We start from the raw sequence: 13,168 nt of genomic DNA, 5'->3' as shown, positions 1-13,168 counted from the left end.
CCAGATCGGGAAAGGCGTACGGCCGGACAACAGCCCACCAGTCTACGTGGGTGCCGTCCGGCCGTTCACCATCAGGTGCGGTGCCGAGCGGAAGCCGGTCAGCCCTTCGCGACCGGCGACTCCTTCGGCTCCTTCGGGCGCTCCTGGGCCGGGCCACGCCGCACCGCACCGGGCGCGTTCCAGTCCTGGCGCCTGCGGGCACGCTGCTTGGCCGCCTCGGAGGAGGCCAGCTGGTAGGGCACCGAGGTGACCATCACGCCCGGTGTGAACAGCAGCCGGCCCTTCAGACGCAGCGCGCTCTGGTTGTGCAGCAGGTGCTCGTACCAGTGACCGACGACGTACTCGGGGATGATCACCGAGACGGCGTCGCGCGGGGACTCCTTGCGCAGGCTCTTCACGTACTCGATGACCGGGCGGGTGACCTCGCGGTAGGGCGAGTCGAGCACCTTCAGGGGTACGTCGATGCCGCGCCGCTCCCACTCCTCGCGCAGCGCCCGGGTCTCGGCCGGGTCCACGTTGACGGTGAGCCCCTCCAGGGTGTCCGAGCGCATCAGCTTGGCGTAGGCCAGGGCGCGCAGGGCGGGACGGTGGATCTTGGAGATGAGGACCACGGAGTGGACGCGGGAGGGCCGGACGGTGTCGTCGCCCGGACCGTCGGGGGCCGTGAGTTCCTCGGCGACCCGGTCGTAGTGCTTGCGGATCGCGGTCATCGTCGCGAAGAAGATGCACATGCCGAGCAGGGCCACCCAGGCGCCGTGGGTGAACTTGGTGACGAGGACGACGACCAGCACCGTGCTGGTGAGGAAGGCCCCGAAGGTGTTGATGGCGCGGGAGCGGATCATGTGGCTGCGCTTCGCCGGGTCCCGCTCGGTGGCCAGGTGGCGGTTCCAGTGCTTGACCATGCCGACCTGGCTGAGGGTGAAGGACACGAACACGCCGACGATGTAGAGCTGGATCAGCCGGGTGGAGTCGGCGCCGTAGACGACGGTCAGCAGGGCGGCCGCGCCCGCGAGCAGCACGATGCCGTTGGAGAAGGCGAGCCGGTCGCCGCGGGTGTGCAGCTGGCGGGGCAGGAAGCGGTCCTGGGCGAGGATCGAGCCGAGCACCGGGAAGCCGTTGTAGGCGGTGTTGGCGGCCAGGAAGAGGACCAGCGCGGTCGCCGCGGCCAGGACGAGGAACAGGAAGCTGCCCTTGCCGAAGACGGCCTCGGCGACCTGGGAGATCACCGGATTCTGCACATAGTCCGGGCCGACCGGGACGCCGCCCCGCAGGAGGTCGGCGGCCGGGTTGTCGGACATGCGGACGCCGGTCGTCATGGCCAGCGTGATGATGCCGCAGAACATCGTCACGGCCAGCAGGCCGATCATCGCCAGCGTGCTCGCCGCGTTCCTGGACTTCGGCTTGCGGAAGGCGGGGACGCCGTTGGAGATGGCCTCGACGCCGGTGAGCGCGGCGCAGCCGGAGGAGAAGGCGCGCAGCAGCAGAAAGACGAGGGCGAACCCGGCGAGCCCCTGGTGTTCGGCCTTGATGTGGAAGTCGGCGGTCGGCGCCCGCATGGTGTCGCCGAGGACGAGTCCGCGGAAGGCGCCCCAGGCGATCATGATGAAGACACCGGTGACGAACACATACGTGGGGATCGCGAAGAGCGTGCCCGACTCCTTCACGCCGCGCAGGTTCATCAGTGTCAGCAGCACGATCACGACGACCGCGCACAGCACCTTGTGCTGGACCACGAAGGGGACGGCGGAGCCGAGGTTCTCGATGCCGGAGGAGATGGAGACGGCGACCGTCAGGACGTAGTCGACGAGCAGAGCGCTGGCGACGGTCAGGCCCGCCTTGGGGCCGAGGTTGGTGGTCGCCACCTCGTAGTCGCCGCCGCCGCTCGGGTAGGCGTGCACGTTCTGCCGGTAGGAGGCGACCACGGTCAGCATCAGCACGGCGACCGCGACCGCGATCCAGGGGCTGAAGTGGTACGCCGACACGCCCGCGACGGACAGGACCAGCAGGACCTCGCCGGGCGCGTACGCGACGGAGGACAGCGAGTCGGAGGCGAAGACGGGTAGGGCGATGCGCTTCGGCAGGAGCGTTTCGCTCAGCCGGTCACTGCGCAGTGCGCGCCCGATCAGAATACGTTTGGGCACGTCGGTCAGTTTGGACACAACAGAGGATCGTAGGCCTTAACCCCCCGGGTCGTGCACCTGCCGTCCCGGATCTGCCTCACGGGTGAATTCCGGTACCCGGGACCCTGCGGATTCCGCAGGTGGGGTGAGCGCCGTGCCCAGATGTCCGGACCCCGCTCCCCGCCGACCCCCCGGAGGCCCCATGTCCTCGACCGCGGAGCTGATCGGTGCCGCCGCCGCGTTGCTCGGCCTCGGATTCCTGACCCTGCGCAGCGTGCGCAGCATCACTCGGCGCCGGCCCTTCGAGGCCGGGTGAGACGCCGCCCACGGCGGAGGCGTTAAGGATGCGGTAGGAGGGTGCCCGCCCCGAACCGGGCATGTGTAGCTTGTCCCTCTGTCTGAGACCCTGATGGGACTGAGCAGTCGCTATTGACATCGGAAGGACGGTCGTGCACATCGTCATCATGGGCTGCGGGAGAGTGGGCTCCGCTCTCGCCCAGACCCTGGAGCAACAGGGGCACACGGTCGCCGTGATCGACCAGGACCCCACCGCCTTCCGCCGGCTGGGCCCCGGGTTCGGCGGCCGCCGGGTCACCGGGATCGGCTTCGACCAGGACACCCTGCGCGAGGCGGGCATCGAGGAGGCCGGTGCCTTCGCGGCCGTCTCCAGCGGCGACAACTCGAACATCATCTCCGCGCGGGTGGCCCGCGAAATGTTCGGCGTGCAGAACGTCGCGGCCCGCATCTACGACCCCCGCCGCGCCGAGGTGTACCAGCGTCTGGGCATCCCGACCGTGGCCACGGTCCGCTGGACGGCCGACCAGATGCTCCGCCGGCTGCTGCCCTCGGGCGCCGAGCCGCTGTGGCGCGACCCCACCGGCGGCGTCCAGCTCGCCGAGGTGCACGCCTCCCCGAAGTGGGTGGGCCACAAGATCAGCAGACTCCAGGAGGAGACGGGCGTCCGGGTGGCGTTCCTGACCCGCCTCGGCGAGGCGATCCTGCCGAGCTCGCAGACGGTGCTCCAGGAGGGCGACCTGGTGCACGTGATGATGCGGACGGACGACGTGGAGAAGGTCGAGGCGGCGTTCGCCGAGGGCCCGGAAGAGGAGAGCGGTCACTGATGAGGGTCGCCATTGCCGGTGCCGGCGCGGTCGGTCGCTCGATCGCGGGCGAGCTGCTGGAGAACGGCCACGAGGTCCTTCTCATCGACAAGGCGCCGACCGCCATCTCGGTCGAGCGCGTGCCGCAGGCCGAGTGGCTGCTGGCCGACGCCTGCGAGATCACCTCGCTGGACGAGGCGGCGCTTCAGCGCTGCAACGTGGTGATCGCCGCGACGGGCGACGACAAGGTGAACCTGGTCGTCTCCCTGCTGGCGAGGACGGAGTACGGCGTGCCGCGGGTGGTGGCCCGCGTGAACAACCCGAAGAACGAGTGGCTGTTCAACGAGTCCTGGGGCGTGGACGTGGCGGTGTCCACCCCGCGTCTGATGTCCGCGCTGGTCGAGGAGGCGGTGAGCGTCGGCGACCTGGTCCGGCTGCTGCGCTTCAGCCACGGCGACGCCAACCTCGTGGAGCTGACCCTGCCGGAGGAGTCGGCGCTGGCCGGCACCCAGGTCGGGGACGTGGAGTGGCCCGAGGACACCTCGCTGGTCACCATCATCCGCGGCACCCGGGTGCTCACGCCGTCCCGGGAGGACTCCCTGGAGCCGGGTGACGAGCTGCTGTTCGTGGCCGCTCAGGCCCGTGAGGAGCAGCTGGAGGACCTGCTGTCGGTCCGCCGGGAACGCTGACGCCCGGTACGAACGGCGAGGGGCGCCCGGAGATCCGGGCGCCCCTCGCCGTTCGTACGGGCGGTGCTCAGGTCTGGCGGCGACGCTCAGCTCTGGCGGCGGTGACGGCCGGCGGCCGGTTCCTCGCCGGGCTCCTCCTGTGCCAGGGCCGCCTTGCGCTCCTCCTCGGCCTTCTCCTCCGCCTCCATCTCCGCGAACACGTCGATGGGCGCGGGCGCCTTCGCCAGGAAGACCCAGGTCAGCCAGACCGCCAGCAGGAACGGCGGGATCTTGAGCGTGATCAGGACCCAGCCGAACTTCGTGGTGTCGGCCCACCAGTACAGCGGGAAGAGGATCGCGCACTTGGCGAGCAGGATCAGGCCCCAGGCCCAGCTCGCCTTGGCGTAGGCCTTCTTGCGGCCCGGGTTGCGGGTGCGCCAGGAGAGGTTCTCCTTGAAGACCGGTCCGAGCATCAGGCCGATCAGCGGGACCCCGGCCAGCGTGGTCACGATGTACGCCACGGCCAGGCCCAGCGTGTAGAGCATGCCCGGCAGGTAGAAGTCCTTGGCGTTGCCGGTCATCATCGCGAAGACGACACCGAAGGCGACGCCGAAGACACCACTGAAGGCGTGCTTGACGGTGTCCCGCATCGCCAGCCGGACCACGACCAGCAGCAGCGACACGACCAGCGCGGCGATCGCCGACCAGTGCAGGTCCTTGTTGATCGTGAAGATGGTGACGAAGAGCAGGCCGGGCAGCACCGTCTCGACCATGCCCCGCACCCCGCCGAACGCCTCGAACAGCGCGGCCTCCGTCACCGCCCGGGCATCGTCTTCGGCAGTCGTGTCCTGGGTCGGCTTGTCGAGTGACGTCACCGGCTACTCCCGTCCGAGGGGTCGCAGTTCGTACTTGGGGTTGAACAGCACCCGGCGGCCACGGCTCATCGAGATCCGGCCCGATGCGATCAGCCTGCGCCCCGGTTCTATACCGACGATGGAGCGCCTGCCGAGCCACACCACGTCCAGGGCGGCCGTGCCGTCGAACAACTCGGCCTCCAGGGCCGGGACTCCGGCACGTGGACGCAGGGTGACCGTGCGCAAGGTACCAGTAACCGTGACGATCTGCCGGTCGGTGCAGTCGCCGATCCGCGTACAGCCCGCGGTCTCGGCGTCCTCCCGCAGTTCCTCGGACTCCAGGTCCTCCTGCGACGAGGAGAGCCGGTCGAGCATGCGCCGGAAGCGGCCCGCCGGCTTTTCGGAACGAGGAACAGCACTCATGTCTGAAGCGTACCGGGGCGCCCCGAGGGCGACGTAACCGCTCACTTCTCGAAGCGGTAGCCCATCCCCGGCTCCGTGACGAAGTGCTTGGGGTGCGAGGGGTCGGCCTCCAGCTTCCTGCGCAGCTGTGCCATGTACACGCGCAGATAGTTCGTCTCCGTGCCGTACGACGGCCCCCACACCTCCTGGAGGAGCTGCTTCTGGCTGACGAGCCGGCCGGTGTTGCGCACCAGCACCTCCAGCAGATGCCATTCGGTCGGGGTGAGCCGTACGTCCTTGCCGCCCCGGTTGACCTTCTTCGCGGCCAGGTCGACGGTGAAGTCCTCGGTCTCCACCAGCACGCCGTCCTCGCCGTTCCCGACGGGCTCGGCGCGGCGGACGGCGGCGCGCAGCCGGGCCAGCAGCTCGTCCATGCCGAAGGGCTTGGTGACGTAGTCGTCGGCGCCCGCGTCCAGCGCCTGGACCTTCTCGTCGGAGGAGTGGCGGGCGGACAGCACCAGGATCGGCACCCGGGTCCAGCCGCGCAGGCCCCTGATCACCTCGACGCCGTCCATGTCGGGCAGGCCGAGGTCGAGGACGACCACGTCGGGGTGGCGGGAGGCGGCGAGGTCGAGGGCGGTCCGGCCGTCGGAGGCGGCGTCGACCTCGTACTGGCGTGCCTTGAGGTTGATCACGAGGGCGCGCACGATCTGCGGCTCGTCGTCGACCACCAGCACCCGCGTCATGTGGTTTGCCTTTCTGGTTCGGCGAGTCGTGCGGGGACGCGAAGGCTCTTCACGGCCCGCAGGGTGAGGACCATCGTCAGACCGCCGCCGGGTGTGTCCTCGGCGTTGAGCGTGCCGCTCATGGCCTCGGCGAAGCCGCGCGCCACGGCGAGGCCGAGGCCGACGCCGGCTCCGCGCGGGGCGTCGCCGTGCCGCTGGAACGGCTCGAAGATACGGTCCTTGGCCTCGTCCGGGACGCCCGGCCCGCGGTCCACGACCCGGACCTCGACCCGGTCGGCCATGGCGCTGGCGGACACCAGCACCGGCTCGTCCGGCGGACTGTACTTCACGGCGTTCTCCACCAGGTTGGCAACCGCGCGCTCCAGCAGCCCGGGGTCGACGGCGACCATCGGCAGGGACTCCGGGATGTCCAGGTGCGCGCTGTCCTCGGGCACCCCGCCCAGCGCCATCGGCACCACCTCGTCGAGGTCGATCTCGCGGATCAGCGGGGTGACCGTGCCGGTCTGGAGGCGGGACATGTCCAGCAGGTTGCCCACGAGGTGGTCGAGCCGGTCGGCGCCCTCCTCGATGCCCTGGAGCAGCTCCGCGCGGTCCTCCTCGGACCACTCGACGTCCTCGGACCTGAGCGAGGAGACGGCCGCCTTGATCCCGGCGAGCGGCGTGCGCAGATCGTGGCTGACGGCGGCGAGCAGGGCGGTGCGGATGCGGTTGCCCTCCGCGAGGGCGCGCGCCTGGTCGGCCTCCTCCTGGAGGCGCCGGCGTTCCAGGACGACGGCGGCCTGGGCGGCGAAGGCGGCCAGCACCCGGCGGTCGGAGGCGGGCAGCACCCGTCCGGTCAGCGCGAGCGCCATGTGGTCACCGACGGGCATGTCCACGTCGGCGTCCTCCGGGCGCTGGAGCGGTCCGCCCGTGCCCACGCGGCCGGCGCAGGTCCAGGGGTCCACGTCGCTCTGCCGTTCGAGCAGCGCCACCGATTCCATGACGAAGGTCTCGCGGACCCGCTCCAGGAGCGCTTCCAGGCTGGTCTCGCCGCGCAGCACGCTGCCCGCGAGGAACGACAGTATCTCCGCCTCGGCGCGCAGCCGGGCGGCCTGGTGGGTGCGGCGGGCCGCGAGGTCCACCACGGAGGCCACGGACACGGCGACCCCGACGAAGATCGCGATGGCGACGATGTTCTTGGGGTCGGCGATGGTCAGCCGGTGCAGGGGCGGGGTGTAGTAGTAGTTCAGCAGAAACGATCCGACGGCTGCCGAGGCGAGCGCCGGCAGCAGCCCGCCCAGCAGGGCCGCGGCCACCGTCAGGGCCAGGAACAGCAGCATGTCGTTGGCCAGGCCGAGGTCCCCGGCGTTCAGCAGCAGCGCGAGGGCCACCGGTCCGGCGACCGCGACCGTCCAGCCCCAGACGATCCGGGCGCGGCCGAGCCGGGCACCGCGGGCCACCGGCAGCCCCCGCCCCTTGGCGACCTGTCCGTGGGTGACGATGTGCACGTCGAGGTCGGGGCCCGACTCGCGGGCCACCGTGGCGCCCACGCCCGGTCCGAACACGTACTGCCAGGTCTTGCGGCGCGAGGAGCCCAGCACGATCTGGGTGGCGTTGACCCCGCGGGCGAAGTCGAGCAGCGCGGCCGGTATGTCGTCGCCGACGACGTGGTGGAAGGTGCCGCCCAGGTCCTCCACGAGGGTGCGCTGGACGGTCAGTTCCTTCGGGGAGGCGGAGGTCAGTCCGTCGCTGCGGGCGATGTAGACGGCCATGACCTCCCCTCCGGCGCCCTTCTCCGCCAGCCGGGCCGCCCGGCGGATCAGCGTGCGCCCCTCGGGGCCGCCGGTCAGGCCGACCACGATCCGCTCGCGCGAGCCCCAGATCTTGGAGACCTGGTGCTCGCTGCGGTAGCGCTGGAGGTATTCGTCGACCCGGTCGGCCACCCACAGCAGGGCCAGTTCGCGCAGCGCGGTGAGGTTGCCGGGCCGGAAGTAGTTGGACAGGGCGGCGTCGACCTTCTCCGGCTTGTAGATGTTGCCGTGCGCCATCCGGCGGCGCAGGGCCTCCGGCGACATGTCGACCAGCTCGATCTGGTCGGCCCGCCGCACCACCTCGTCCGGGACGGTCTCGCGCTGCCGGATGCCCGTGATCGACTCGACGACGTCGCCGAGGGACTCCAGGTGCTGGATGTTGACCGTGGAGATGACGTCGACGCCGGCCGCGAGCAGTTCCTCCACGTCCTGCCAGCGCTTGGCGTTGCGGGAGCCGGGGATGTTGGTGTGGGCGAGTTCGTCCACCAGGGCGACGGCCGGGGCGCGGCGCAGCGCGGCGTCGACGTCCATCTCGGTGAAGGTGGTCCCGCGGTACTCCAGTACCTTGCGCGGAACCTGCTCCAGGCCGTGCAGCATCACCTCGGTGCGCAGCCGGTCGTGGTGCTCGACGAACGCCACGACACAGTCGGTGCCCCGCTCCACCCGGCGGTGTGCCTCGGACAGCATCGCGTACGTCTTGCCGACGCCCGGTGCCGCACCGAGGTAGATCCGTAGCTTGCCGCGTCCCATGGCCCCATTGTCTTCCCGTCACGGCTGTGCATGCCGTGTGTGTGCCGCGTCGACCTTACGGCCGATATTCGCGACATAAGGGGTCGCGCGGGGGCGGATGGCCGTCTTTGACGCAACCCTGACGTGCACGGCGTCACGGCTTACGACGTGAGGGCGCCACAGCGTCACGGCGCGAGGCGCGGCATCACGTCATCACGTCATTACGTCATTACGTCACGGCATCACGTCACGACGTCAAGACGTCACGGCATCACGTCACGACGTCGGACGGCATCACGTCACGACGTCACGACGCGACGTCACGGCATCACGTCACGAGTCACGACGCGACGTCACGACGCGGCAGCGGTACGGCGCCAGGGCGTCACGATTCGACGATCTTGCCGTCGCGCAGCTCCAGAACCCGGTCGGCGAGGTCCAGGAGGGTCGCGTCGTGGGTCGCGACCAGCGCGGTGACCCGCTCGCTGCGGACGACCGCGCGCAGCAGCTCCATCACGGCGTGGCCGGTCTCCGCGTCGAGCTGGCCGGTCGGCTCGTCGGCTATCAGGAGCGCCGGCTCGTTGGCGAGGGCGCGGGCGATGGCCACGCGCTGCTGCTGGCCGCCGGAGAGCTCACCGGGCCGCTGCCGGGCGTGGTCGCCGAGGCCGACCAGGGACAGCAGCAGCTCGACGCGCTCCTCCCGGGCGCGCGGATCGGCGCGGCGCAGCCGCATCGGGACGCCGACGTTCTCCGCGGCGGTGAGGATCGGGATGAGCCCGAAGGACTGGAAGACGAACCCGATGCGGTCCCGGCGCAGGGCGAGGAGGCCGTCCTCGCCGAGTTCGGACAGCTCGCGGCCTTCGACGTGGACCCGTCCCCGGTCCGGCTCGTCGAGCCCGCCGACGATGTTGAGCAGCGTGGTCTTGCCGGAGCCTGAGCGGCCCTTGAGGGCGACCAGTTCGCCCCGCGGCACCTCGAAGGAGACTCCGCGCAGGGCGTGCACGGCGGCCGCCCCCTGTCCGTACGACTTGTGGACGTCCTCGACGCGCACCATGGTCTCGGTGATCACCTGGCTCATGTGCCCTCCCCGTTCCCGTCCCCCGTGGACCGGGCGCCAGTATCACCAGCCGCGCCCGTCCCTTCAACACCCGGTCACCATCCAAACGGACGGATGTCCGCGAAGGTTTCCGGCCGGGACCGCCGAGAAGCCCCCGCACAACGGAGGGCCGCACCCGGAAGGTACGGCCCTGAGCCCTGTCGATGACCGTTCTCAGCGGACCTCGGTGATCTCCGGTCCGCGCTGGAGCTGGCCCATCCCGCCGGAGAAGCGGGACTGGCCCTCGTCCTGCTGGACGCCCTCGGGCACCATCTGCGCGTCGTTCGGCAGCTTCAGGACGATCGGGTCGCGGGGCGCCATCGGGCCCTCGCCGCGGACCACGACCGTGTCCCGGAAGATCTGCTCGAGCAGTCCGGCCGCCTGCGGCTGCACCGCGCCCTGCCCGGAGATCACCCCGCGCAGGAACCAGCGGGGACCGTCCACGCCGACGAACCGCACGACCTGGTAACCGCCCGTGCCGTCCGGCAGCTGCACCGGCACCTGCGCGCGCAGCTCCCAGCCCAGCGGCCCCTCGACCTCGTCGACGATGCCGCCCTGCTGGGTGATGCCGCTGCCGATCTCCTCGCGCACCTCGCCCCAGATGCCCTCGCGCTTGGGCGCGGCGAAGGCCTGCAACTGGATGGCGCTGTCGTGCAGGACGACGGTCGCCGCGACGATCGCGTCGCCCGCGACCTCGACCCGCAGCTCCATGCCCTCGACGCCGGGCACGAACATGCCGCCGAGGTCCACACGGCCCTCGGCGGGCTCGCGCACCTCGGAGCCGTCCCAGGGCCCGTCGGGCCGCGGTTCGGGCTCGAGCCTCACACGCTCGCGCTCGCCCTCCACGTCTACGTCCGCCTCGGTGTCGACGCTGTCGACGACCTGCTCGGCCTCGCCGGCCGCGTCCTCGGCGGCACCCTTCTTCTTGCGACGTCCGAACACGTCACTGTCCTTCCCGGTCGGATACGACCGAAGCGTATCGATTCCCACCCGCCGGTCCGCCAACGGCGGCCCGACCGTTCGTGCCGCTCGCGCCGTCCACGGCGGCGTGGCCGCCGGTGGACCCGAAGCCCCCCTCGGCCCGCGCCGAGCCGGGAAGCTCCGCCACCTCCTGGAAGCGGACCCTCTCGACCTGCTGGACGACCAGTTGGGCAATCCGGTCGAAGCGCTCGAACCGCACGGACTCGCGCGGGTCGAGATTCACCACGATCACCTTGATCTCCCCACGGTACCCGGCATCAACCGTCCCCGGGGCATTCACGAGGGCGACACCGCAGCGGGCGGCGAGTCCGGATCGCGGGTGCACGAAGGCCGCGTACCCCTCCGGGAGCGCGACAGACACACCCGTGGGCAGTACGGCGCGCTCCCCCGGCGCCAGTTCGCACGCCACGGTGGTGCGCAGATCGGCACCCGCGTCACCGGGGTGCGCGTACGCCGGAAGCGGCACGTCGGCGTCGACGCGCCGGATCAGGACGTTCAGGGGCTCACGGCTCACGGGTTCACCTCGAAGGCGCGGACGCGACGGACCTGGTCCGGGTCGTTCATGACGGCCTGGATCTCCCGGTCGCGGCCGTGATCGACGAAGTGGTCGACCTTGACCTCGACGAAAAGGGCCTCGGCGCGGACGGCGACCGGGCCGTCGGGGCCGCCGACGCGTCCGGTGGCCCTGGAGTAGATCTTCCGTCCGGCCACCGCGGTGACCTCGGCCTCCAGGTGCAGGGTGGTGCCGACCGGCACCGGGCGCACGAAGTCCGTCTCCAGCCGCCCGGTCACGGCGATCGTCCGCAGCAGCCAGTTCAGCGAGCCGAGGGTCTCGTCGAGGGCGGTCGCGAGGACCCCGCCGTGGGCGAGGCCGGGCGCGCCCTGGTGGGCGGGCTGCACGGTGAACTCGGCGGTGATGCGGACACCCTCGCCGGCCCGCGCCTGGAGGTGCAGCCCGTGCGGCTGCTCCCCGCCGCAGCCGAAACACGCCGCGTAGTGCGAGCCGAGGAGTTCGCCGGGGGCGGGGGCGTCGGGGTGCCTGACCGGATCAACGGCGTCGGGCGGGGGCTGAAGAGCTGCGGAACTACCACTCACAGGCGCAGACCTTACCCGCGCGTCGGCGTGCGCCCGACACCGTGCCAAGCTGGGTTCATGCAGCTTTCCGCCCAGCCGTACGAAGAACGCCTCACCGCGCCCCGTTCCTGGTGGCTGATCAGCCTTCTGATGGGCATCTCCTGCGCCCTGATCCTGCTTCCCTTCGGCACCCTGCCGATGCTGGGCGGTCTGGCCGGCGGCACCGCGGCGGCGGCGGTCGTGGTGAGCTCCTACGGCTCGCCGCGCATCCGGGTCGTGGGCGGTCTGCTGATCGCGGGCGAGGCGAAGATCCCGGTCACGGCGCTCGGCGAGGCGGAGGTGCTGGACGCGGAGGAGGCGCGCGCCTGGCGCACCCACAAGGCCGACACTCGCGCCTTCCTGCTGCTGCGCGCCTACATTCCCGGGGCGCTGCGGGTCTTGGTCACCGACCCGGAGGACCCCACGCCCTACCTGTACCTGTCGACGCGGGAGCCGGAGCGGCTGGCCCAGGCGCTGAGCGCGGCGCGGGCGGCCGTGGAGCCCGAGGCCGCGTAGCCAGGGGCGGCACGGCCCCGTACGGGTCTTCCTGGGCGGGGCCCGTCAGCTCCCGGGGTTTCCGGAGCCTCCGGTGGTGTCGGGGCCTTCAACGCCGTCGGAGCCGTCGGAGCCGTCGCCGGGGTCCTGGAGCGGCAGTGGACGCCCGGGTTTCTCCAGGGGCGGCAGCGGGGGCAGTTCGTCCCACGGGACCTGGATCTTGCGCAGGTCGGAGCGGATGCGGGCGGCGAGCCTCCTGGTCTCGCGCCGGTTCATGACGGCACCGGCCGCGGCGCCCACCATGAAGGGCGTCAGCTTGGGCAGGCCCCGCGCCGTCCGCTTCATGATCTGCCGGCGCAGCTGGCGCCTCACCTTGCCCCCGAGGGCGATGTCGATCGTCGACGGATTCCGCACGTCGATCCGGCGCTCGTGCGACCAGACGTTCAGATACGCGGTACTGCGGGCCTTCAGATTTCCGGGGGGCCGCACCCCGTACACCTCGTGGAGTTCCGCGATCAGCTTGAGTTCGATCGCCGCGACTCCGGTGACCTCCGCGGCCAGCTGGGTCGGCATCGCGGGCGGTACCGGCAGCATCGCCGCGGCCCCGACGCCCGCTCCGACCGTGGAGGAGGCGCCCGCCGCACCCGCCACCAGCTTGTCCGCGAGCTGTTCGGGCCCGAGGCCCGGGAACTGCCGGCGCAGCGTGGTGAGGTCCCGTACGGGGATCCGCGGGGCCATGTCGATGACGCGGTCGGTGAGGTACGAGAAGACCGCCCTGGCGTGGCCACCGCTCACGCGGGCGCCGTCTCTGGCCGCCTGCCCGGCCTTCCGGGCCCGGTGCCGGATCGCCGCGGCCTGCCGCCGGGCCACGGGCGCGGCTCCACCCGCCGGGACGGCGGGGTCACCGCGCCCGGAGACCGATGCGAGCACGGGCGATCCCGCCGATCCGTTCGGGTCGGATGTACGGGATGGCCCTCGCTCGTCGTCACGCGCGCCGTGGGAGCCGTCGGACGGCTCCGAGTCCGCTCCCCCGCTGGGGGTGCGGCGCTTCCAAGGAGGGGTCGAGCCAGTCAC

General features: G+C 71.4%; 13 protein-coding genes. 3 read left to right on the top strand and 10 right to left on the bottom strand.

Annotated features, from left to right (window positions below):
• Positions 1-98 precede the first annotated feature (98 nt).
• The gene (locus tag ACIQMV_RS08090; RefSeq protein WP_402591962.1) at positions 99-2,159 is read right to left on the bottom strand and encodes an APC family permease; all 2,061 of its coding nucleotides are present in this window, start codon (positions 2,157-2,159) and stop codon (positions 99-101) included.
• 410 nt (positions 2,160-2,569) lie between these two features.
• Between ACIQMV_RS08090 and ACIQMV_RS08085 the strand changes: the two genes are divergently transcribed.
• Together ACIQMV_RS08085 and ACIQMV_RS08080 are read left to right on the top strand one after the other, a co-directional pair.
• Positions 2,570-3,241, top strand: coding sequence for a TrkA family potassium uptake protein (locus ACIQMV_RS08085; protein ID WP_141357528.1), 672 nt, complete (start codon positions 2,570-2,572; stop codon positions 3,239-3,241).
• A complete protein-coding gene (locus ACIQMV_RS08080) occupies positions 3,241-3,909 on the top strand; it encodes a TrkA family potassium uptake protein (protein WP_141357530.1) in 669 nt (222 codons plus the stop codon). Before ACIQMV_RS08085 ends, ACIQMV_RS08080 begins: the two co-directional genes overlap by 1 nt.
• An 86-nt stretch (positions 3,910-3,995) precedes the next feature.
• Here ACIQMV_RS08080 and ACIQMV_RS08075 read toward each other — a convergent pair whose 3' ends face one another.
• The 8 genes from ACIQMV_RS08075 to ACIQMV_RS08040 form a co-directional block, all read right to left on the bottom strand.
• Positions 3,996-4,763, bottom strand: a complete 768-nt coding sequence (locus tag ACIQMV_RS08075; RefSeq protein ID WP_402591961.1) for a DUF3159 domain-containing protein — start codon at positions 4,761-4,763, stop codon at positions 3,996-3,998.
• A 3-nt stretch (positions 4,764-4,766) separates the two neighbouring features.
• Positions 4,767-5,165, bottom strand: coding sequence for an OB-fold nucleic acid binding domain-containing protein (locus ACIQMV_RS08070; RefSeq protein WP_141357534.1), 399 nt, complete (start codon positions 5,163-5,165; stop codon positions 4,767-4,769).
• Positions 5,166-5,206: 41 nt separating this feature from the next.
• A complete protein-coding gene (locus tag ACIQMV_RS08065; RefSeq protein WP_402591960.1) occupies positions 5,207-5,890 on the bottom strand; it encodes a response regulator in 684 nt (227 codons plus the stop codon).
• Complete coding sequence (locus ACIQMV_RS08060) at positions 5,887-8,430, bottom strand: ATP-binding protein (protein WP_401772789.1); 2,544 nt, start codon at positions 8,428-8,430, stop codon at positions 5,887-5,889. The genes ACIQMV_RS08065 and ACIQMV_RS08060 overlap by 4 nt, the downstream gene beginning before the upstream one ends.
• 364 nt (positions 8,431-8,794) lie before the next feature.
• Positions 8,795-9,487: an ABC transporter ATP-binding protein gene (locus ACIQMV_RS08055; protein WP_402591959.1), complete on the bottom strand. Its 693-nt coding sequence runs from the start codon at positions 9,485-9,487 to the stop codon at positions 8,795-8,797.
• 192 nt (positions 9,488-9,679) lie between these two features.
• On the bottom strand, positions 9,680-10,447 hold the full coding sequence (locus tag ACIQMV_RS08050; protein WP_141357542.1) for a DUF3710 domain-containing protein: 768 nt from the start codon (positions 10,445-10,447) through the stop codon (positions 9,680-9,682).
• Position 10,448: 1 nt separating this feature from the next.
• Positions 10,449-11,000, bottom strand: a complete 552-nt coding sequence (gene dut / locus ACIQMV_RS08045; protein WP_141357543.1) for a dUTP diphosphatase — start codon at positions 10,998-11,000, stop codon at positions 10,449-10,451.
• Positions 10,997-11,581, bottom strand: a complete 585-nt coding sequence (locus ACIQMV_RS08040; protein WP_401772784.1) for a PaaI family thioesterase — start codon at positions 11,579-11,581, stop codon at positions 10,997-10,999. The genes dut and ACIQMV_RS08040 overlap by 4 nt, the downstream gene beginning before the upstream one ends.
• A gap of 57 nt (positions 11,582-11,638) precedes the next feature.
• On the opposite strand from ACIQMV_RS08040, the gene ACIQMV_RS08035 reads away from it, so the two are divergent.
• The gene (locus ACIQMV_RS08035) at positions 11,639-12,115 is read left to right on the top strand and encodes a DUF3093 domain-containing protein (RefSeq protein ID WP_402591958.1); all 477 of its coding nucleotides are present in this window, start codon (positions 11,639-11,641) and stop codon (positions 12,113-12,115) included.
• Between the two features lie 45 nt (positions 12,116-12,160).
• Here ACIQMV_RS08035 and ACIQMV_RS08030 read toward each other — a convergent pair whose 3' ends face one another.
• On the bottom strand, positions 12,161-13,168 hold the full coding sequence (locus ACIQMV_RS08030; protein ID WP_402591957.1) for a hypothetical protein: 1,008 nt from the start codon (positions 13,166-13,168) through the stop codon (positions 12,161-12,163).

This window comes from Streptomyces sp. NPDC091412 (genome assembly GCF_044756885.1).
GTDB lineage: Bacteria > Actinomycetota > Actinomycetes > Streptomycetales > Streptomycetaceae > Streptomyces.
Note: the sequence above shows the minus strand (reverse complement) of the source record. Positions and strands in the feature narration are given on the sequence as shown.

Bases quoted from the DNA above. Each gene is read 5' to 3' on its own strand.
- ACIQMV_RS08080 (WP_141357530.1), top strand. From the start codon at position 3,241: ATGAGGGTCGCCATTGCCGGTGCCGGCGCGGTCGGTCGCTCGATCGCG.
- ACIQMV_RS08070 (WP_141357534.1), bottom strand. From the start codon at position 5,165: ATGAGTGCTGTTCCTCGTTCCGAAAAGCCGGCGGGCCGCTTCCGGCGC.
- ACIQMV_RS08065 (WP_402591960.1), bottom strand. From the start codon at position 5,890: ATGACGCGGGTGCTGGTGGTCGACGACGAGCCGCAGATCGTGCGCGCC.
- ACIQMV_RS08060 (WP_401772789.1), bottom strand. From the start codon at position 8,430: ATGGGACGCGGCAAGCTACGGATCTACCTCGGTGCGGCACCGGGCGTC.
- ACIQMV_RS08055 (WP_402591959.1), bottom strand. From the start codon at position 9,487: ATGAGCCAGGTGATCACCGAGACCATGGTGCGCGTCGAGGACGTCCAC.
- ACIQMV_RS08035 (WP_402591958.1), top strand. From the start codon at position 11,639: ATGCAGCTTTCCGCCCAGCCGTACGAAGAACGCCTCACCGCGCCCCGT.